We start from the raw sequence: 21,134 nt of genomic DNA on the forward strand, positions 1-21,134 counted from the left end.
AATCGTATTATTGTCTCAGTAAAAGTAGTTGGAGCATGGTTTGTTAAGGTCTAATCCTAGTGAGGTGCTGAGATGAGTGATTTATCTGCTTTAAAAGGGTTTTTGGTTGATTTGGATGGTGTGCTCTACACAGGATCAAATGCGATTAAAGGCGCTATAGAAGCCATCGAGCAAGTTCGCGCTAGCTATAGTTGCCGCTTTGTTACCAACACTAGCACTTTATCCGTGGCTTCACTTCAACAAAAAATTAATAGCTTAGGCTTTACCATCCCTGCAAATGAAATTATCAGCGCCCCTCAAGCTACTTTGCTTTATTTACAGCGCCAAGTTAATCCAGTATGTCGTTTGTTGCTAGCCGAAGATGTAAAGCAGGATTTTGAAGCATTCAATCAATCCGTGGCGACAGCAAATTACATTGTCATTGGTGATATTGGTAGTACTTGGTCTTACCCGCTGTTAAATCAAGTGTTTAATGAGTTGATGCAAGGCGCAAAGCTCATAGCCATTCATAAAAATAAATTTTGGCAGACTGAGCATGGTTTACAGATGGATATTGGTGGGTTTGTTGAGGCGCTAGAATACGCCAGCGGTGTGAACGCCATGATTATAGGTAAGCCTTCTGCCGATTTCTTTCAGATTGCCTTAGATGATATGGGGCTCAAAGCTTCTGAAGTCGCCATGATTGGCGATGATATTGATGTGGACGTTGGTGGAAGCCAACAAATTGACCTAACAGGAATATTGGTGAAAACAGGTAAATATCGTCAGAGCTATGCTGAGGCTTCTCAGGTTAAGCCTGATATATTAATAGATTCGATTGCTGATTTACCTAAATTACTTGGGCTATGACTCTTGGTTAAGTCATATGTGTTTAAGTGTTACTTAAATAAAAACCCCTGCTTATTTTTTTCTAAAGCCAGCGCCGCTAATAATTTCTCATGGTCGGCGTTTTGAATTAAATCATGCGCATTTGTAATGGCAATTTCCGCAGTTTCAAAATCACCTTCTGCGAGGGCTTGCATTCCTTCTAGCAGCCAGTCGTTGCTAGCTTTTAGGCGTTGCGCTTCTTGTTTGTTGCGCCTGTTGGCAGGTAAAAATCGTAGAAAATGCACAAATCTTAAAAAGTAATGTAATAGTAAAAAGCCCAATACAATCAAAATCAGTAAAAAATTAAATGAAAATTGTAGCCGATAGGGCGGCCGCACAATCAGCACATAGCCTTGATTGTTACTGGCTATCAGCACCACGGCCACTAGCAGTAATGCCATTAATAACCACCAAAATATTTTACGTTTTATCATGATAGTTGGCCGATTTAATCTGCTTTTTCTAGGCTGAGTTTGTAACGGTTAACTGCAGCAATGCTTTCAGTCAGTTGCGGTAACTGAATATCGATGTTGTTGCCGGATAATTTTTTTAATTGCTTAAACGCGAGGATGGCGTTTGGATGTTTAGCATCATAATATTGATTGATCCATGTCGTCACTGTGGCAAGATCCGCTTTATAACTCACTTCGTCATGCTGTAATAACGCAATTCTAGCGGTGAGCAAGCGTAATTTTAAATTCTCACGCAGATAAAAGGTATGGTCTGTTGATAATAGTGGCGGCTCGGGTTTATCAATGCGCTCTACCGTCACTAAATTTTTAATATCATTCCAAATGGGGTAAGCGGCTTTTTGGAAAGCGTTTAAGCTCTCTGTGGTAGCCGGATTTTGTTGAGCTGCGTTGGCATTAAAAGTTGGCTGGCGCGCGCTTATTAACGGTATGGTGGCACATAAATTAGCCAATTTTTCTAGCTGAGCGCTCATGCCTACAATGTCTACTTGTGGTAGTTTGCGCAGACTTTCAATTTCAAGCGCTAGCGTTTCTCGCAATTGATTGGCGCGTGGTAAATTGAGCGGCTCCAAACGTTTATCGGCGGCTTGTAAAGCTAACAAAGCAGTTTTTACATTACCCACAAGCTGTAGCTGTTGGTTGGCAATAGTTAATAACTGCTCCACCTCTGCCACTGCTGTAGCCTCGCGGTTCTCAGCGAGTTGATCATAAAGTGTTTGCAATACATCTTGTTGGTCGCGCGATTCCTCAAGTTTTTGCTGCAAAATTACCGTGCGCGCATTGGCTTCAGTACTTCTTTCTTCTGCTTGCTTGGCCAGTGCCAAGCTTTGTTGATTATTTTCTTGGTAAGCTTCAAGTTTTTGGCTAAGCGATTTTTCTACTTCGTTGAATCGATGACGAGTATTTAACCACTGCCAAGCGAGTGTGAGCAAAGCGATGACAACCAGTATCAACGCGGTATTGGCGAAGAGTGAGGGCTTACGTCTATCTGAAGAGGTTGTGTTTGGAGTGTCAGCCATTTTAATTAATTACTCGTTTAATTCGCTACTTGAGATAAAGCTAATGTTGACAAACATTTAATCATCGCATCATCACCAGGCGCTTCAGTTACCAATACTTTAAAACCAAATTGCAGGGGTAACTCGGCAATTCTGGCATGATTAACGCACAGTGTGACATGGCGCAGCCATTCTGATTCGCCAGCCATGTCTAGCAAGTTGCGCATGGCTTCACTGCTCGTCACAATGACAGCATTCAGATGACCTTGCTGCCATTTACTATTTAAAAACTGTGTGTCAACTTGCGGGTTAATTCGACGGTAACTTTCCGCAAATATAACATTTGCGCCACGAGATTTAAGCGTATCTGCCAATACATCGCGCCCGCCAACCCCACGAAAGATAATGATATTTTTATTCTCAACATCATGCATTTCAGCAAGTGCCAATAAAGTCTCACTGTCAAAACGCGTGTGCGGTATGAGTACTTGGTGAACGCCATACAGACTAAGCTCTTTCGCCGTTTGATGACCAATGGCTGCAAATTTCAGATTTTCTGGCACATGGCCAAATTTTTTGAGAATTCTGGGTAATGAATGATCCACTGCATTGGTGCTGATAAAGATTGCCCAGTCTGCAAGTTCAAGGTCGGCAATCGCAGTTTCAAATATATGATAATCGTCTAAAGGTGAAATGGCGAGCAATGGAAATAAAATCGCATCGCCACCATGATGTTGAATCGCCTCGCAGATACTTTCAGCTTGGTCGACGGGTCTGGTAACCGCTACATGCAAACCTTTTAGTAAATTATCTGCCATCATGAATAATGACTACTCCGTTAATTACTTATGACCATCAAGTGCAGAGAGAATGTCGTTAGCACCTTTAGCCAACAACTGATTGGCTAAGGCTTTACCTAAAGCATCTGCTTGATTTCTATTGCCACTGGCAGTTTCAATTAACATTTGTTTGCCATCCACGCTCGCTACAAAGCCAGTGATGTGAATGTCATCGCCTTTACATGTCGCATAAGCGCCAAGCGGCACGGTGCAGCTGCCTGCAAGCGCACGACTCATGGCGCGCTCTGCCTCCACACACACTTGCGTATCTGGGTGATTTAACGGCGCTAAAACAGCGAGTAAATCAGGGCGATTTGCATTGATTTCAATACCCAATGCCCCTTGGCCCACCGCAGGAATGCTCAGTTCAGGTGAAATCACATTGCGAATTCTGGCGTTAAGCCCTAAACGAATCAAACCAGCAGCAGCGAGGATAATCGCAGCATACTGACCTTCATCCAGCTTGCGTAAACGCGTTTGCAGATTACCGCGCAAAGACTCAATTTTTAAGTGGGGTAAACGCGCTTGCAATTGGCTTTGACGGCGTAGGCTAGAAGTACCAACAATACTCCCTTCAGGCAGATCTTCAAGTGAATCGTAATCGTTTGAAACAAAGGCATCGCGTGGGTCTTCACGTTCGCCAGTCGCGGCCATCATAAAGCCTGCTGGCAGGTTCATCGGCACATCTTTCATGCTATGAACAGCCAAGTCGGCACGGCCATCTTCCAATGCAGTTTCTAACTCTTTTACAAACAAACCTTTGCCACCGACTTTTGCTAAAGGTATATCTAAAATTTGATCGCCAGTCGTGGTCATGCCTAAAATTTCAACAACAGTGGAAGGATAAAGCGCCTGCAAACGGCTTTGAATGTGCAAGGCTTGCCACATTGCCAGCGGGCTTTCGCGCGAGGCAATCACAAGTTTACTTGGGGGTTGAATATCAGGTGTTTGATTGGAGTTAGGATTAGAAGTGTTCATGCTTAAAATAGGCTGTTTAATGAGTAAGTTTTATTTTAACACAAGCTGTGCTATCGCTTTAGTTTGCGCGGATGAGGTGCTGTTGGCGACGACTAACGGCAATTGTCTCATCGGTGTTTTTTAATAAGGCCACCCAGTGTTTTTCACTACTTTTATTGCCGTCTTCATCAAACTCTTGATGGCGTTTTTCATAGCCCAAAATGTAGGCCTTTGCCACCAAGCAGTTGCGATGTAAACGAATAAAAGTATTGTGAAACTCTTGCTCTAGATTATTAAGCGATTCTTCGAGAAGGTATTCCTTTTCTGCCGTGCGCACGGTGATATATTTAAGTTCAGCACGCAAGTAAATCACATCGACAACAGGAATCAATAAAATTCGCCCGCGCTCAGAAATGCAGAAATGCGTCTTTTGGGGGCTTGGTGGCGCGATTGCTTGAAGCTGACTGGGCAATAGCGCACGCGCTTTTTGTATGGCAGTTTGTAGGCGCTCCAAACGAATTGGTTTTAACAAATAATCTACCGCGCTCATATCAAAAGCCTGCATAGCGTAATTATCAAATGCTGTCGTAAAAATAATGGCGGGTGGTTTAGTTATTTTTTGCAAATGTTGAGCGGCTTCAATGCCGTCCATGTTTGGCATACGAATGTCGAGTAAAACAATGTCGGGCTGATGGGTGTTCGCTAAGTTCAGCGCTTCTTGCCCATTTTTTGCTTCTGCGACAATGTGAATATGATTCATCTCACTCAAAAGCTCACGTAAACGGTTGCGAGCTGGCGCTTCGTCATCTACGATTAATATATTCAGTGAGTCGGTCATTTTGTTGTATATGGCAAGGTAATATGCACTTGATATTCACCATTTGACAGACTACTTTTTAACGACGCTTCAAGGTCAAAATGCAAAGTTAAGCGTTCTTTAATGTTTTTAAGCGCCATTTGGTTGCCAATATGTCTAGTATTTTTAATGCTGTAGGGATTGCTTAGAACTAAGTGAACTTCATTACGTTTGGTGTAGAGTTGGATAGTGATTTTACCACCAGCCGCTAAGGGTTCAATGCCGTGATAGACCGCATTTTCAATCAGCGGCTGCAATAACAATGGTGGTATAAGCGCATCGGGCGGCATATCGTCTACTTTCCACTCAATGATAAGCCGCTCTTCTAGACGTAGCTTTTCTAATGATAAATATTGCCTACATAAAGCGATTTCCTGCGCTAATGGGACTAAATCCCGATTATCTGCCATCAACACTCGGAATAAATCCGCCATATCTTCTAGGGCAGCCTCAGCGCGTTTTGGTTGGCTGCGAATTAACGATAGCACCGCGTTAATACAGTTAAATAAAAAATGCGGACGAATACGTGCCTGAAGTGCTTGAAGTCTTGCTTCATCAATTGCTGGCGAATAAGCGCGCTCTTGAAGATTAAAGTAATACAAGGTGATAGCGCATAGAATAAATGCATAAAAAAGCATACGTTTAGTCGATAATAAATTGTCGAATATTAAGGCTTGTGTGAGTAGCCCATGTAAACAAAAGCACGTGAATAAAATGATACCAAAGGTGGCGATTATGCCGTGCCAGTATTCTAGTTTTTTGAGTAGAGGGTAGCTTGCATATAACAATAACAAGCTCAATAACAGCATGGGTTGCGCAATTGATGAGATGTTTGTCATCAGCATTACAAATTCATTAGTATTAGTGCCTAAAATAATAGCAATGATCGCTAATAATCCATTTGTGATTATTAGAATGCGTAACATTACGCCTAAGTTACGTAAGTTAGGAATGCGGTTACTTTTTCTCATGGCATGAATCATGCATATAAAATTTTGTTGTTTGGCCTTTTCTGGACATTAGTTAAATCTTAATCTTTGTAATATGCATTATACTAATCACATAAGTGTATTATTAATAAGCAATAATTGATATAAAAAGTCAATCTGGCAATTAAAAGTGATGAGATTTACCTAAGTTTTAAATTTAATCCTAAACATTGAATAGGCATTAAAGCCATACGAAAAGAAAGAAAAGTAAACGTGATAAAAAAGACGAGTGCATTAAACAACAAAAATACTAGTTGGTCAGGCAGATTTAACGAGCCTGTCGCTGAGTTAGTAAAGAAATATACCGCCTCTGTAAGCTTTGATCAACGCTTGGCGGCGTTTGATATTCAGGGCTCAATTGCCCATGCCCAAATGTTGGGCGCACAAAAAATTATAAGTTTGGATGACGTTAAATCAATTGAAACAGGATTGGCAGAAATCTTGCAGGAAATTGAAGGCGGGGAATTTGAATGGCTGTTAGATTTAGAAGACGTTCATTTAAATATTGAAAAGCGTTTAACCGACAAGATAGGGGATGCAGGTAAGCGCTTACATACTGGCAGAAGTCGTAACGACCAAGTGGCAACAGATGTTAGGTTATGGCTACGAGCCACCACAGATGATGTAATTGCGGGTTTAAAAGGTTTGCAACTGAGTTTGTTAGACTTAGCAGAAGCGCATTTTGATACGGTAATGCCAGGTTTTACGCATTTACAAGTAGCGCAACCAGTGACATTTGGTCACCACTTAATGGCATACGTCGAGATGCTTACACGCGATATTGGGCGATTCATGGATTGCAGAAAGCGCATTAACAAACTACCTTTGGGCGCTGCGGCATTGGCGGGCACAAGCTACCCGATTGATAGGGAATTGGTTGCAAAAAAATTGGGTTTCGATGGCGTTTGTGAGAACTCATTAGACGCGGTTTCTGACCGTGATTTTGCTATTGAATTTACCTTTGCTGCTTCATTGGTGATGACGCATTTATCACGATTATCCGAAGAGCTGATTTTGTGGAGTTCGCCAAGATTTGCTTTCATCGACATCGCGGATAGATTTTGCACAGGCTCATCTATCATGCCGCAAAAGAAAAACCCCGATGTACCCGAACTGGTACGTGGCAAAACGGGACGTGTTTACGGACATCTAACCGCGCTGCTGACCTTAATGAAAGGCCAGCCACTAGCCTACAACAAAGATAATCAAGAAGACAAAGAGCCGCTATTTGATACGGCTGACACTTTATTGGTCACCCTACAAATTTACGCAGACATGTTGCGTTTGCCAGTGATAGAAAACGGCGTGGTAGTTACAAAAGGCTTTACAGTCAATAAAGACAATATGCGTCAAGCTGCATTTGAAGGTTATGCAACTGCTACCGATCTTGCTGATTATTTAGCTAAAAAAGGCATGCCTTTTAGAGATGCGCATGAAGCTGTGGCTCTGGCGGTGCGCTATGCGGTAGACAAAAAGGTAGATTTAAGTGATTTACCACTTTCAACGTTACAAGAATTTGCATCTGAAATTGGTGAGGATGTTTATGCTGTGCTAACTTTAGAAGGCTCCTTAAACAGCCGCAATCATATTGGGGGCACTGCACCTGTGCAAGTTAAAGCAGCCATAGCTCGAGTTAGAAAATCAATGAGTTGAAATATTAAAAGATAGGTGTGAATTGATTTTTAGCGAAAAAAAATTTAAAAAAACTAGCATTGCTTGGGCTTTAATAGTCGCATTGCATGCTAGTTTTTCGCTAGCACAAGACCTGCCTCAAGAAGTATCTACTGAGTATGTTAAAACTCTAGAACTAGAAGACCTTGAATCAACAACGATTATTTGGCCATTGGTATCTGGTGAAAGTGTGGAAAGTTTAGCGTCTTTATTTTATCCAAAAAACAAAACTATGCAGCGCTTATTTATTAAGACAACGCTAGATTTAAACAAAGAAATTCGCTCAAATCTGAACGCTTACACTACGACCAAGCAAGCTAGCGTGATTGTGATACCTACTCTTAAATATTTGGCTCTGCGCAGCGGTAGAAACAGCAATTCAAGTTCAAAAGTCGTCCGTCACACCACGCCATTAATTCAGCCAGATCTTCTGCCAGCAATTAAAATGAACCTTGCTCAGAAAGATGCGAATCAATTTACTTTAACCTCTGAAACGCAGACCCAGTATGAAAGTTTAGTGATTAGAAATGAACAGCTAAAGCAAGACTTGGAAAAATTAGATACAAAGTTAGCGCGCTTACAAGAGGCGATGGCGACCCTTAATCTAGAAGCAAAACTTATTAAGATTTCGCAGGTAGCACCTCCAAGCTCTAATCTATTCCCTGCAACAGCCGCGCCAGTTGTGGCAACCACTCCTTTAGCTGGCGGAACCGAGCAACCACCAACAAAGCCTAAAGTCATAAAAGGTGTGGGTTCTACTGTTAACCATATGCCAGCTAATGCACCACTAGCTTCAAATGCAGAACAAGAATCCTTTTTTTCTCAATTTGGTTTACAAATTCCTTTGGCCTTATTTGCATTTGGTTCAATATTTGCTACCTATCGATACAGACGAAGACAATCGGTAAATCTTATAGCGGATAAATTTGAGCCTATGAATGCTAATGAGTTCATCACTGATGGCACTCAAGTAGACGAGCCTCTTTCAACAATAGATTTTTCGCTAAGCAAAAGTGAGTTCTCAGGCAGTATTACAGATAATGATTTAGAAGCAATTATGTCACTCAAACACAAAGAAGCGGGTGATTTAGTCCTTGAACAGGCTAGAATTTATGTTTCTGTTGATCGTGATAAAGAGGCTATTCTCATATTGAAAGCGCAGATACAATCTGCACCTAAAGCATCTTTAAATCACTGTCTGGCGTTGTTAGAAATTTATAGAAAAACCAATCAAAAAGAAGAGTTTTTAGAAAGTGCGCACCAACTGCATCAACTCTTTAACGTGGTTCAGCCCACTTGGGATAACATCCCTTTACTTTCAGTCGTTGCCTCTAGCTTATTAGAGTTTCCCCATATTACTGAATTTTTGACTAAGCTTTGGGCTAAATGTGATAATAGCCTAGAAAAACTCATAGAAACAAAGAGTTATCTAGATAATCTATTGCTAGATAATCGTGATAGTGAACGGGGCGGCTTTGGTTTGGAAGTATTACTGGAAATTAAGCTTTTGCGTAATATTTTGGACATTCGAGACAAATTTTACTATGAGGGTAAGCCTAGCTAAGCCCCAATTAAGGTAAAAACAGCTCTAACAGTTCGTTTAAAAATCGCTGGCCTAATAAAGTTGGCCGCATATTGCCAGCCTCAATTATTAGCAAGCCCTTGTCTTTTGCGGTTTTAATTGCGGCTTCTAGTGTGCGAATATTTAAGCCAGTGCGCTGCTGAAACAAATCAACAGGTACACCGTCAATCAGGCGTAATGCATTCATCATAAATTCAAAACCTAGTTCATCTTGCGGTATTAACCATTCACGCTCTACAGCCTTGCCTTTTAAAGCTTGTTCCATATAGGCTTTAGGGTGTTTTGGGCGGACTTCTCGAGTAATTTTATCGTGATAGCTAAGTTTGCTGTGCGCACCTGCGCCTATGCCTAAATAATCACCAAACTGCCAATAGTTAAGGTTATGTTTAGCCTGCTTACCTTTTTTGGCAAAAGCGGAGGTTTCGTAATGCTCATAACCATTTTCAGCTAACAGAGCTTCAATGGCAATTTGCATATCGCTGCTCGTATCATCATCTGGCAAGCTAGGCGGCGTGCGGTAAAACGGCGTATTTGGTTCTAAAGTTAAATGATAAAAAGATAAATGTGTTGGGCTTAAGCGCACCGTAGTTTGTGCGTCGTGCATGGCATCAGCTAAGCTTTGATTTGGCAAGCCGTACATAATGTCGCAATTGACCTGTTCGAAGGTTTTCATTGCAAGCGCAACGGCGGCAAAAGCCTGTTCGCTATCGTGAATACGACCTAAAGCTTTTAAATAATCACTATTAAAACTTTGTATGCCAAGCGATAAGCGAGTTACGCCAGCCTGTTTGTAGCCGACAAAATTAGCAGCATCTACAGTGCCAGGGTTGGCTTCTAGCGTAATTTCGGCATCAAACTCTAACGGCGTAAGCATACGCACATGGCTCAAAATGCGGTCTATGGATTCCGCAGAAAATAAGCTTGGTGTGCCGCCGCCAAAGAATACACTTTTGATTTTCCGTCCCCACACTTTAGGCGTGGCAAGCTCTAAATCTGCGATTAAGGCATCGACATAAGCACTTTCCGGAATTCCACCATCTTTGTGCCGACTTTCATGTGAGTTAAAGTCGCAATAAGGACATTTTTTAACGCACCACGGAATATGAATGTACAAAGATAGCGGCGGTGAGTTGCTCAGCCCAGATAAAGTTGCCTCACCAGATAGTGGTGCAAACGCGTTAATTGGCTTGCGATCAAACGTTGCCGCAGGTTTTATTTCAATGATTTTTTTGATAAGGATTCACCAACATATCAACAAGACGATGCAATGCCTCACGCATCTGCTCTTCAGATACTTCCATTAACAAGCCATCTTCAAACGCATCTTGGGCGATTTGTTTGATTTCATCAAAGTTTTCCGTCATGACCTTGACTTTTTCTGTACAGGCAACAACGCTATTGTCGTCGCGTAACCATTTTGGCCATGCTGATTTATCAGGCGTTGTCATGTGTTTAATCGCTCTATTTTTTGCAATAATTTTGCCATCGCGTGTCCACGGTGGCTGATGCGGCTTTTAATCTCCATAGATAATTCTGCTACAGTTTTACCTGTTTTGGCATCTAAAAATAATGGGTCGTAACCAAAGCCATCATTGCCGCGATATTCGCTTAATATTTCGCCTACCCATTGGCCTTCTGCAATGATAGGTTCGGGGTCATGCTCATGGCGCACTAGCACCATCACGCAGTAAAAATGCGCATAGCGGTTTTTTTCACCCTCAAGTACTTTTAGCAATTTTTGGTTGTTAGCTTCATCTTGTTTTTCTTTTGGAAGGCTCGTCTCACTTGCATATCTGGCTGAAAGCACACCAGGTGCACCTTGCAGCGCATCTACGCATAAGCCGGAATCATCTGCCAGCGCTGGTAAGCCAGTGTGCTTGCTGGCATGCCGTGCTTTGGCTAGCGCATTTTCAATAAAGGTGAAATATGGTTCTTCGCACTCTGGTACATTGAATGTTGATTGTGGAATCACTTCAATTTGCAATGGCGCAAGTATGTGTTCAATTTCGCGCAGCTTGCCTTTATTGCCTGATGCGATAACGAGCTTGCTAAACACTTAATGCCTCATTTTGTTTGATAATGAGTTGGTTGATGCCGTGAGCAGCTAAATCTAGCATAGCATTCATCGCATCGCGGCTAAATGGCTCGCCTTCAGCTGTGCCTTGAATCTCAACAAAGCCGCCATCAGCGGTCATCACTACGTTCATATCAGTATCGCAGTCTGAATCTTCAATATAATCTAAATCAAGTACTGGTGTACCTTTGTACACGCCCACTGAAATTGCAGCAACGCCTTGTTTTAATGGGCTTTCAGTGAGTTTTCCACTTTTTAATAAGGTTGAAATCGCATCATGTAAGGCCACATAAGCACCAGTAATGCTAGCAGTTCGAGTGCCGCCATCTGCTTGGATCACGTCACAATCCATATGAATGCTGCGTTCGCCTAGTTTTTCTAAATCTATAATGGCACGTAATGAGCGACCAATTAAACGCTGAATTTCTTGCGTACGGCCAGATTGCTTGCCTCTTGCTGCTTCTCTATCCATACGGCTACCTGTAGAGCGCGGCAGCATTCCGTATTCAGCTGTCACCCAGCCTTGGCCTTTGCCTTTTAAAAAGCCTGGTACTTTTTCTTCCACACTGGCTGTGCATAGCACATGCGTGTCACCAAACTTCACTAAAACTGAGCCTTCAGCATGCTTGGTGTAATGGCGAATGATTTCGACATTGCGTAATTGATCGTTAGCGCGTTGGCTGGGTCTTAAGTTACTTGATTGCATGCTTCTAAATCCTGATTAATCTATTGAGGTGCGTATTATACGTTTAGTTCTATATTCGCTTGGTTTTCAGTAAAGCACGTTGAATTTCCGCGATGGTATTTTCAATTTCATCGTCGGTAAAATCGCCGTCTATCTCACTATCTTTCCCGCTATGCTGGTGCGGCTGTGTTGTTGGACTCATGATAGTGGTGGTTAAGCCCATCGCCATAGAAATGGTTGAAACCGCAAGACCATTGCTTTGCTTATCGCCCCATTGTAAGCCGATGGCACTCATATTATCGCCTTGTTCTTGGCTGGTATTTTCTGCGAGATCTAATAGGGTAGTGACACCGTCAGTAATAGAGGGGCTATTGAGTGTGCGTTTTATTTGCTCGTCTGTCACAGCACCCCAAACACCATCCGTACATAATAAGATGGTATCGCCTTCAGCGAGTTCATGTCGATCAGAAAGGTCTATTTTCGGGGGAACATCGCCGCCTAAGCAGCTATAAACTTTGTGTCGGTAAGGGTGCGTAGACATTTCATCTTTATTAATCATCCCTTTTGAATATAGAGATTGCACAATCGAATGGTCTTCGGTGCGGTATAGCAAGTGCCCATCCCTAAAATGGTAAAGACGTGAATCTCCTACATGCGCGCAATACAATACACCGCGCTGCACGACCGCCGCAACAATAGTTGTGCGTGGTGCCTCTATCAATTCTCGTTCTTGCGTGAGCTGGTCTATCATGTCGTGAATCTGTTGCATATGCTCAATTAAAAACTTAGCTGGGCTAGGAAGCGTAGGCACTGCTAAACGTTGAAAAGCATCTGTCATCGTGGTGACGGCTAATTGTGCTGCTATTTCACCGTGTCTATGACCACCCATACCATCAGCAACCACTAGTAATAACGCATCTTTACTATATGAGTACGCCAATCTGTCTTGATTATATCGCCGTGGGCCTTGGCGGCTATTCTGAAAAATAGTAAATTTCATGATGGTGGTAAAGGCTAAATGGTTGGTGAATGCACAATAACTGTTTTTTGAATTTGTGCTTTTCTCATCAAAATAGGTTTATTGAGTGCCAGCACTATTTTATTGACTAAGCTAGATTTCTTCTTAGGAAGTGGCTTAGATTCAAGTAAAGCCTTTTGTAGCGAAAATACACTTTGTGGGCGCTCAAGATAATCTAAACTCAAGCAGCTATCAATAATTTCAAGCAAGCTTTGCGAGTAATGGTCTTTACCTAGTTTGACTGCTGGAATAAGCAGGTCATTTTTAATGCGCTGATTTGCAGCAAGTGGCGAAGAGCGTGTTAAGCATGAGTACATGGTTGCCCCTATGCTATAAATATCGCTCCATGGCCCAAGTAACTTTCTATCGTAATATTGTTCTGGCGAAGCGAAACCAGGGGTGTAACTAGGCGAGAATTTGGTTAAGTTTTCACTTAAAGCTTGTCTAGCTGAGCCAAAATCCAACAAAACAGGCGAACCATCTAACCGAATGTAAATATTGGCTGGTTTAATATCTAAATGCAAAAGCTTTTGTGTGTGTACTTCTCTTAAACCATTGGCGAGTTCACCAAACACACGCCTGATAAATTGTTCAGAAACCAAGCTTTGCTGCCCGAGGATATATTCTTGCAAGGATTTACCGCGTTCATACTGCATCACCATGTAAACGGTTTCATTGGCACGAAAGAAATTAAGCACGCGAACAATATTTTTATGATCAATCTTAGCGAGGGATAAGCCTTCATCAAAAAAACATTTTAGTCCACGTCTAAATAATGCTACATCACCTGCATTGGGTTGAACTGTTGCGCTATCAGTACGTAAAGCAATTGAAGTAGGTAAATACTCTTTGATGGCTACTGTGTTTTGATCTTTATCATGTGCCAAATAGACGAAGCTAAACCCTCCAGAGCTCAAGACTTTTCTAATTTCATAGTCTTGTAACTGGTAACCAGTAGGTAACGCGAAGTTTTCAGTTGAGGACACTAGATATTTTCTATTTGCTTGTTTTATTAGGGTTAAATTAATTCAAATAATGCATTTAAACTTAGAGCTTATTCAGCAATATAACGCGTAATTGATTGTACTTAAAGTTATTTATGAAGTTATTTAATGGTTTATTTTGGCATCTATCGGCTTGTATTTGATAACATGCTGTAAATTTATTAGTTTTAGTTAACGTAGCTTCAGGAATTTTCATTATGACTTTCAGTATGACGGGCTTTGCAGCTCTTGAGCAATCAATCAATCAACCTTCAGACAACGCTACTTTAATACTAGAGTTGCGTGCGGTAAATAGCCGATATTTAGATCTACATTTTAAGCTTGATGAAAATTTAAGAAGCTTTGAACCTAGTATTCGTGAGCTGATTAGTGCAAAACTAAGTCGCGGTAAGATCGAATGTAAAGTTAACTTAATTCAACGCACACAAGCGGGGCAGGCAACGCAGTTGGATGATGCGTTAATGCAACAATTAGCTGCGATGCAAGTAAAAGCACAGCAGTATTTTCCACAGAGCCGACCGCTCAGTGTTGCGGATATTTTGCGTTGGCCGGGTGTAGTGCAAAATGATGCTTTGAGCCATGATTCACTATTAGAAGATGTGAAAAAACTCGTACAAAAGGGTTTGCAAGATTTAAATGCATCCCGCGCCCGCGAAGGTGAAAAGTTAAAGGCGCTAGTGCTAGAACGGTTAAGCCAAATTGAATCTTTAGTCGTCAAAGTTAAACCACTGCTACCTGCGCTGACTAAAGAATATCAAGCTAAGCTGGAAAATAAATTGCAAGAAAATTTAAAAAATATAGACCCAGAGCGTGTCGCGCAAGAATTGGTGATGTTCGCACAACGTATTGATGTTGATGAAGAACTCACGAGATTAACTGCGCATATCTCCGAAGTTAAACGTATTTTGAGTAGTGATGCACCTGCAGGAAAACGCCTAGACTTTTTGATGCAAGAACTTAATCGTGAGGCGAATACCTTAGGTTCAAAGTCAGTTTCGGTACAAACTACCCAAGTATCCATGGAGTTGAAAGTACTGATAGAACAAATGCGTGAGCAGATTCAAAATATTGAATAAGCAAAATAGATGATTCGGTTAAATTTAGAATAAAATACACGTATGACTACAGGCAATCTTTTTATTATCACGGCAGCTTCTGGCGCAGGCAAAACTAGCTTGATTAAAGCTTTGCTGGCTAAAGACGAGCATTTGAAACTTTCAATCTCTCACACCACGCGCAAGCCTCGTCCTAGCGAAGCGGATGGTGTGGATTATCATTTTGTGGACGATGCGACGTTTTTGCGTATGCTGGGAGAGGCGCAGTTTTTAGAAAGTGCAGAAGTACATGAAGCGCGTTATGGGACTTCACAGTCCGCCATTGAAGCGCCTTTGGCAGCGGGTTTTGATATCATTCTCGAAATTGACTGGCAAGGCGCCGAGCAAGTACGCCGTTTATATCCACATGCCGTGAGTATTTTTGTGCTGCCACCGTCTATCGAAGCGCTAGAACGCAGGCTCAATGGCCGCGGTCAAGATAGTGCGGAGGTCATTGCAAAGCGAGTAGCTGCCGCGCGTACTGAAATGCGCCACGTGAGCGAGTTCGATTATGTTACAATTAACGATGATTTTGATGATGCACTACAAGACATAACTGCAATCATTCGAGCACAACGGCTTGTGGGTTTAGTTCAACTACGACGTTATGCGGATTTAATTCAAACACTTACATAAACTCTAAATTAGACGCTTTCAATTTAGAAGCTTTAATTCTCACTATTAATTAGGAAACACCATCATGGCACGTATTACAGTAGATGATTGCTTAGATCAAATTCCAAACCGTTTTCAATTGACTTTAGTGGCTGCGTATCGCGCACGTCAATTACACAATGGCGCTGAGCCATTGATTAACACACAAGGTTTACGTGACAAAACAACCGTATTAGCCTTGCGTGAAATCGCTGCTGGTAAAATTGGCATAGAGCTTCTAGCACGCATTCATCCTTAATTTCTTAGAAAAAGCTTAGTGACAGTGGTATGCCAAAAACCGCAACCAATCCAAACGCGGAGTTATTCAAGCTTTCCTCAGCACTAGCTTCAGCCCCCTTGCTGCCTGCGGACAGCGAGGATTCGGCGCTTAGTTTACGTCTTAAAGAATATTTAAAGCCACAAGATATTGCCCAAGTTTGGGAGGCATACCGTTACGCCTATCAAGCACATGAGGGCGTGGTGCGCAAAACGGGCGAGCCTTATATCACGCATCCTGTTTCGGTTGCCTGTATTTTGGCTGACCTACACTTAGATGTACCAACACTGCTTGCGGCTTTATTGCATGATGTTGTCGAAGATACCAATATTTCCACAAACGATATTAAAGAAAAATTTGGCTTGCAAGTAGCGGAATTGGTCGATGGCGTAACCAAGCTAGATAAAATCGAGTTTCAAAGCGCCAGTGTCGCACAGGCGGAAAATTTCAGAAAAATGCTTCTTGCCATGTCACAAGATGTGCGGGTGATTTTGGTGAAGTTAGCAGATCGTTTGCATAATATGCAAACTTTAGAAGCGATGCGACCAGAAAAGCAAAAGCTTATCGCTAAAGAAACGCTGGAAATTTACGCGCCTATTGCCAATCGCCTTGGTTTGAATGAAATATACCAATCACTTGAAGATTTAAGTTTTCAGTATCTTTATCCCATGCGATTTAGGGCAATTTCAAAAGCCATTTTAGCGGCCCGTGGTAATCGTAAAGAAGTAGTGAGTAAGATATTAGAATCCATTAAGCAGCAACTGATTACCTTGAATATTGATGCGGAAGTGTCGGGTAGAGAAAAGCATCTTTACAGCATTTACAAGAAGATGTCGGGTAAAACAACGGCATTCTCGCAAATTTACGACATTTACGGTTTTAGAGTGGTGGTTAAAGATTTATCGAGTTGTTATCTAGCTCTAGGCGCTTTGCACGCTTTATACAAACCCATCCCCAGTAAATTCAAAGACTATATCGCGATTCCTAAAGCCAACGGTTATCAGTCCTTGCATACCACTTTATTTGGCCCATTTGGTACGCCCATCGAAGTACAAATTCGTAGCGCAGAAATGCACAATATTGCTGATGCTGGCGTGGCGGCTCATTGGCTATATAAAGCAAGCGATGCCCAGTTAACCGCATTGCAACAGCAAACTCACCAGTGGCTGCAACGTTTATTAGAAATACAAAGTGAAAGCGTGGATTCGCTCGATTTCCTTGAGCATCTTAAAATTGATCTTTTCCCTGATGAAGTCTATGTATTTACGCCTAAAGGTAAGATTTTTGCTTTGCCTAAAGGCGCAACAGCGGTTGATTTTGCCTATGCTGTGCATTCCGGCATTGGTAATAGCTGTGTGGCGGTGCGTATTAATCAAGAATTGGCGCCATTACGCACAGAGTTACATAATGGCGATCATGTGGAAATTATTACAGGTTCATTCGCTAAACCTAACCCTGCTTGGTTGAATTATGTGGTGACAGGCCGCGCGCGCGCGCATATTCGCCATTTCTTAAAATCACAGCAATCTACCGAATCAGCCCATCTTGGCGAGCGCATGCTCAATCAAGCCTTGCGCGCTTTACATGTCGAGCCTAGTCAAATCACTGAAGAGCATTGGCAAAAGCTAATTCGTGATTACGGGCTGAAAAAGAAATCACAAATATTGACTGAAATCGGCTTAGGTAAGCGCCAAAACGTCATGGTGGCGCACCAGTTATTAGCGATGCTCGGAGTTCCTGAAGAGCCGGAAGAAGGCGCCATAGGCAAGTTCTTAGGTGGCAAGTTCTTCGATAAGATTTTTGGCAAAACGGTTAAGCCACTTGATACCATTACCATCCGTGGTTCAGAAGGTATGGCGGTACAGTTTGCGCAATGTTGTAGGCCAATACCTGGTGATCCTATTCTTGGCTTTATTAACAAAGATAAAGGTTTAGTGGTACATACCCACGATTGCCCAGCAATACGTAAATTCCGCTTAGATCCTGACAAATGGCTAGATGTGGAGTGGGAACCAGAAAGTCAGCGTCTTTACAAAACCAATCTTAATCTAACCGTGGCAAATCAGCCTGGCATGTTAGCAAAAATCGCTGCAGGCATTGCCGACGCTGGCTCTAACATTGACAACGTAAGTGTTGAAGAAGAAGATGGCAGCGCTTACGCAAATCTGTATTTCACGGTGCAAGTGAAAGATCGTATTCACTTGGCCGAACTCATGCGAAGTTTACGCAAAATACCAGATGTTGTGCGTATTAACCGAACTAAGGGTAATGCGGCTGGTAATGGTGCGCAAAAATCTTCTCAATAAGTTTGCTTAAAAGATTCATTGCTGATGAGTATTAACCTGAATACTTTACCCCAAGGTTTGCCAATTCCTTTAGATGATGGTTTGGCAGCACATTTAGAAGGTTTGTATTTACCTGAAATATCATTAGCATCAACCAGTGGAAATAATGTTGATTTGAAAGCTATTTCAGGCAGGCTGGTTGTTTATATTTATCCACTGACTGGTCGCCCAGACGTTCCGCTGCCAGATGGATGGGATGAAATTCCTGGTGCGAGAGGTTGTACGCCACAGGCTTGCGATTTTAGTGACCACTTTCTTGAGCTGCAGCAATTAAACACAATGGTTTTTGGCTTGAGTTCGCAAACCTCAGAGTATCAGCTGGAGCTTAAAAATCGTCTGCATCTTCCTTTTGATTTATTGAGTGATCATGCATTTCAGCTAAAAAGTCATTTAAATTTGCCCGTATTTAACGTGGGCGATTTATTGCTATATAAACGTCTCACCATGATTGTTGAAAATAGCTTGATCAAAAAAGTTTTTTACCCAGTTTTTCCTCCCAATCAAAATGGTTTACAAGTTGTAAACTGGCTAAAATCTAATTAGCTGGCATGACAAACCTTTCTGAAATAAAAACCTTTAGCAAGCCGCTAGTGGCCAATCTGAATAAACTTGGTATTCATACCATTCAAGCTTTATTGTTGCATCTACCTTTGCGCTACATTGATGAAACGCATATGACGAGTGTGCGCGATTTGCGAGTTGGCGAACCATCGCAAGTTGAGGGCGAAATTGTTCATGCAGAAGTAACTTATAAGCCACGTAAAGCGCTAATCGCAAGGCTGGAAGATGCGAGCGGGCAACTCACTTTACGTTTTCTACATTTTTACCCCAGCCAAATTGCCGCGCTTAAAGTGGGTAATAAATTGCGAGTTTATGGCGAAGTGCGTAGTGGTTTTTTCGGCTATGAAATGGTGCACCCCACTTGTAAAGCAGTTGGCGAAAAAACCACTGTGGCTGAAACATTAACGCCTGTTTATCCAACGGTAGCGGGTCTAACGCAAGGCAATTTGCGCAAAGCGATTGCCATTGCATTAAATTTAAGTAACATTTCCCCTCCCCTGAGCAGGGGGAGGGCTAGGGTGGGGGTAGAATCTCGCGTCAGTCAAAACTCTTACCCCCATCCCAACCTTCCCCCTGAAACGGGGAAGGAGCTAGACACTTCAAAACAAAACCCATTAGCCGAAACATTGCCTATGGCTGTGTACCAGCCATTCAAGTTTCCAAGTTTTTCTGCAAGTTTAAAAGCTTTACATAACCCATCCCCAGATGCTGATTTACACGGTTTGGAAGAAAAAACTACGCCAGAATGGCAACGCCTCGCTTTCGATGAATTGCTTGCGCAGCAACTTTCTATGCGTAAACACTATGCGCGTCGGCGCAGTGTGGATGCGCCACAGTTTAAACAATCAAAACGGTTGGTTTCAGCTTTGCTTAAAAGTTTGCCGTTTGCCTTAACGCAAGCCCAACAAAAAGTAGCGATAGAAATTCAAAGTGATTTAACACAGCCACACCCCATGCAACGTTTATTGCAAGGCGATGTTGGTAGTGGCAAAACCATCGTCGCGTGTATGGCGGCATTGCAAAGTATAGAAAGTGGTTGGCAAGTGGCGTTGATGGCGCCAACGGAGATTTTGGCAGAGCAGCATTTTCGCAAAATGATTGGCTGGCTAACGCCATTGAATATAAAAATGGCTTGGCTGACGGGTAGCCAGTCTAAAAAAGACCGTGAAGCTGCCATGCAAATCATTGCCGATGGTAGCGCGCAATTAGTGATTGGCACGCACGCGCTGTTTCAGGAAGCGGTGCAATTTAAAAAACTAGGGCTAGCGATTATTGATGAACAGCATCGTTTTGGGGTGCATCAACGTTTAGCTTTGCGACAAAAGGGTCAGCCAGAACCGCATCAGTTGATGATGACTGCCACGCCAATTCCACGTACTTTATCCATGAGTTATTACGCAGATTTAGATGTGTCAGTGATTGACGAACTGCCACCAGGCCGCACACCGATTGTCACTAAGTTGGTATCAGATGTGCGTCGAGATGAAATTCTGCGGCGTGTGCGCGAAGCCTGTGCACAAGGTAATCAAGCCTATTGGGTATGCCCGTTGATTGAAGAGTCTGAAGCTTTGCAACTGGTGACAGCCAACGACACGTACGCACTCATGCAATACGAGTTCCCAGAATTAAAAATCGGGCTAGTGCATGGACGCATGAAGCCCGCAGAAAAACAAGCGGTGATGGCCGCCTTTAGCGCAGGCGAAACGCAATTGCTTGTGGCAACCACAGTGATTGAGGTGGGCGTAGACGTCCCCAATGCCAGTTTAATGGTCATAGAGCACGCCGAACGTATGGGTTTGAGTCAGTTGCATCAATTGCGCGGCCGCGTCGGTCGTGGCGCCGCAAAAAGTGCTTGTATCCTGCTATATCAAAATAAACTTTCTGAGACGGCACGCGCCAGGTTAAAAGTGATCTATGAAAGCAGTGATGGCTTTGCTATCGCCCAAGCAGACCTCAATTTACGTGGTCCAGGTGAGTATTTAGGCACACGTCAAAGTGGTGTTCCTATGCTAAAAATAGCAGATTTAAACCGTGATGTGGATTTATTAAATGCTGCTAAAAATATGGCAGATCGCTTAATTAAGGAACATCCTTCGGCAGTAGAAAAACATTTGGAAAGATGGATGGGGCGGGCAGATGAATTGGTTAAGGTTTAAGCTGAAAAACACCTGCTCTGGGAGCCGCATTGGTACT

Annotated in this window: 21 protein-coding genes; 9 read left to right on the forward strand and 12 right to left on the reverse strand. The window is 42.5% G+C overall.

Annotation, left to right across the window (positions count from 1 at the left end):
* Positions 1 to 72 precede the first annotated feature (72 nt).
* Positions 73 to 849: a TIGR01458 family HAD-type hydrolase gene (locus PSV17_RS06245; RefSeq protein WP_300480720.1), complete on the forward strand. Its 777-nt coding sequence runs from the start codon at positions 73 to 75 to the stop codon at positions 847 to 849.
* Between the two features lie 29 nt (positions 850 to 878).
* Here PSV17_RS06245 and PSV17_RS06250 read toward each other — a convergent pair whose 3' ends face one another.
* The 6 genes from PSV17_RS06250 to PSV17_RS06275 are packed head-to-tail and all read right to left on the reverse strand — an operon-like array spanning position 879 to position 5,958.
* Positions 879 to 1,301: a heme biosynthesis HemY N-terminal domain-containing protein gene (locus tag PSV17_RS06250; protein ID WP_300480723.1), complete on the reverse strand. Its 423-nt coding sequence runs from the start codon at positions 1,299 to 1,301 to the stop codon at positions 879 to 881.
* Between the two features lie 14 nt (positions 1,302 to 1,315).
* A complete protein-coding gene (locus PSV17_RS06255) occupies positions 1,316 to 2,356 on the reverse strand; it encodes a uroporphyrinogen-III C-methyltransferase (protein WP_300480725.1) in 1,041 nt (346 codons plus the stop codon).
* 17 nt (positions 2,357 to 2,373) lie between these two features.
* Positions 2,374 to 3,156 carry a uroporphyrinogen-III synthase gene (locus tag PSV17_RS06260; protein ID WP_300480726.1) on the reverse strand — a complete coding sequence of 261 codons (783 nt, stop codon included), beginning with the start codon at positions 3,154 to 3,156 and terminating at the stop codon, positions 2,374 to 2,376.
* A 21-nt stretch (positions 3,157 to 3,177) separates the two neighbouring features.
* Entirely contained in the window at positions 3,178 to 4,152 is a 975-nt protein-coding gene (gene hemC, locus PSV17_RS06265; protein ID WP_300480729.1) for a hydroxymethylbilane synthase, read from the reverse strand.
* Between the two features lie 58 nt (positions 4,153 to 4,210).
* A complete protein-coding gene (locus PSV17_RS06270) occupies positions 4,211 to 4,969 on the reverse strand; it encodes a LytTR family DNA-binding domain-containing protein (protein ID WP_300480731.1) in 759 nt (252 codons plus the stop codon).
* The gene (locus PSV17_RS06275; RefSeq protein WP_300480733.1) at positions 4,966 to 5,958 is read right to left on the reverse strand and encodes a histidine kinase; all 993 of its coding nucleotides are present in this window, start codon (positions 5,956 to 5,958) and stop codon (positions 4,966 to 4,968) included. Before PSV17_RS06275 ends, PSV17_RS06270 begins: the two co-directional genes overlap by 4 nt.
* A gap of 231 nt (positions 5,959 to 6,189) precedes the next feature.
* Here PSV17_RS06275 and argH point away from each other — a divergent pair, with 231 nt between their 5' ends.
* Positions 6,190 to 7,629 carry an argininosuccinate lyase gene (gene argH, locus PSV17_RS06280; RefSeq protein WP_300480736.1) on the forward strand — a complete coding sequence of 480 codons (1,440 nt, stop codon included), beginning with the start codon at positions 6,190 to 6,192 and terminating at the stop codon, positions 7,627 to 7,629.
* Positions 7,630 to 7,651: 22 nt separating this feature from the next.
* Positions 7,652 to 9,211, forward strand: a complete 1,560-nt coding sequence (locus PSV17_RS06285; RefSeq protein ID WP_300480738.1) for a hypothetical protein — start codon at positions 7,652 to 7,654, stop codon at positions 9,209 to 9,211.
* A 7-nt stretch (positions 9,212 to 9,218) separates the two neighbouring features.
* On the opposite strand, the gene hemW is transcribed toward PSV17_RS06285, so the two are convergent.
* From hemW to PSV17_RS06315, 6 genes are all read right to left on the reverse strand, one after another.
* Positions 9,219 to 10,367: a radical SAM family heme chaperone HemW gene (hemW, locus tag PSV17_RS06290; protein WP_366910434.1), complete on the reverse strand. Its 1,149-nt coding sequence runs from the start codon at positions 10,365 to 10,367 to the stop codon at positions 9,219 to 9,221.
* 79 nt (positions 10,368 to 10,446) lie between these two features.
* A complete protein-coding gene (locus PSV17_RS06295) occupies positions 10,447 to 10,677 on the reverse strand; it encodes a hypothetical protein (RefSeq protein ID WP_300480739.1) in 231 nt (76 codons plus the stop codon).
* Entirely contained in the window at positions 10,674 to 11,285 is a 612-nt protein-coding gene (gene rdgB / locus PSV17_RS06300; protein ID WP_300480741.1) for an RdgB/HAM1 family non-canonical purine NTP pyrophosphatase, read from the reverse strand. The genes PSV17_RS06295 and rdgB overlap by 4 nt, the downstream gene beginning before the upstream one ends.
* Positions 11,278 to 12,009, reverse strand: coding sequence for a ribonuclease PH (rph, locus tag PSV17_RS06305; protein WP_300480742.1), 732 nt, complete (start codon positions 12,007 to 12,009; stop codon positions 11,278 to 11,280). Before rph ends, rdgB begins: the two co-directional genes overlap by 8 nt.
* A 49-nt stretch (positions 12,010 to 12,058) precedes the next feature.
* Positions 12,059 to 12,988 (reverse strand): protein phosphatase 2C domain-containing protein, encoded by a 930-nt coding sequence (locus PSV17_RS06310; RefSeq protein ID WP_300480743.1) that lies wholly within the window; start codon positions 12,986 to 12,988, stop codon positions 12,059 to 12,061.
* Between the two features lie 14 nt (positions 12,989 to 13,002).
* Positions 13,003 to 13,992, reverse strand: coding sequence for a serine/threonine-protein kinase (locus PSV17_RS06315; RefSeq protein ID WP_300480746.1), 990 nt, complete (start codon positions 13,990 to 13,992; stop codon positions 13,003 to 13,005).
* A 215-nt stretch (positions 13,993 to 14,207) separates the two neighbouring features.
* Here PSV17_RS06315 and PSV17_RS06320 point away from each other — a divergent pair, with 215 nt between their 5' ends.
* The 6 genes from PSV17_RS06320 to recG all read left to right on the forward strand — a co-directional run bounded on the left by PSV17_RS06320 (position 14,208) and on the right by recG (position 21,097).
* Positions 14,208 to 15,086, forward strand: a complete 879-nt coding sequence (locus PSV17_RS06320) for a YicC/YloC family endoribonuclease (RefSeq protein WP_300480748.1) — start codon at positions 14,208 to 14,210, stop codon at positions 15,084 to 15,086.
* A gap of 42 nt (positions 15,087 to 15,128) precedes the next feature.
* Entirely contained in the window at positions 15,129 to 15,740 is a 612-nt protein-coding gene (gene gmk, locus PSV17_RS06325) for a guanylate kinase (protein WP_300480750.1), read from the forward strand.
* A gap of 64 nt (positions 15,741 to 15,804) precedes the next feature.
* Positions 15,805 to 16,017: a DNA-directed RNA polymerase subunit omega gene (gene rpoZ / locus PSV17_RS06330; protein ID WP_300480752.1), complete on the forward strand. Its 213-nt coding sequence runs from the start codon at positions 15,805 to 15,807 to the stop codon at positions 16,015 to 16,017.
* Positions 16,018 to 16,046: 29 nt separating this feature from the next.
* The gene (locus PSV17_RS06335; RefSeq protein ID WP_300480753.1) at positions 16,047 to 18,341 is read left to right on the forward strand and encodes a bifunctional (p)ppGpp synthetase/guanosine-3',5'-bis(diphosphate) 3'-pyrophosphohydrolase; all 2,295 of its coding nucleotides are present in this window, start codon (positions 16,047 to 16,049) and stop codon (positions 18,339 to 18,341) included.
* Positions 18,342 to 18,365: 24 nt separating this feature from the next.
* A complete protein-coding gene (locus PSV17_RS06340; protein ID WP_300480756.1) occupies positions 18,366 to 18,923 on the forward strand; it encodes a peroxiredoxin in 558 nt (185 codons plus the stop codon).
* Between the two features lie 5 nt (positions 18,924 to 18,928).
* Positions 18,929 to 21,097 (forward strand): ATP-dependent DNA helicase RecG, encoded by a 2,169-nt coding sequence (gene recG, locus PSV17_RS06345; RefSeq protein WP_300480759.1) that lies wholly within the window; start codon positions 18,929 to 18,931, stop codon positions 21,095 to 21,097.
* The last annotated feature ends 37 nt before the right edge of the window (positions 21,098 to 21,134 follow it).

Origin of the sequence: Methylotenera sp. (assembly GCF_029946165.1) — a bacterium.
Classification (GTDB): domain Bacteria; phylum Pseudomonadota; class Gammaproteobacteria; order Burkholderiales; family Methylophilaceae; genus Methylotenera.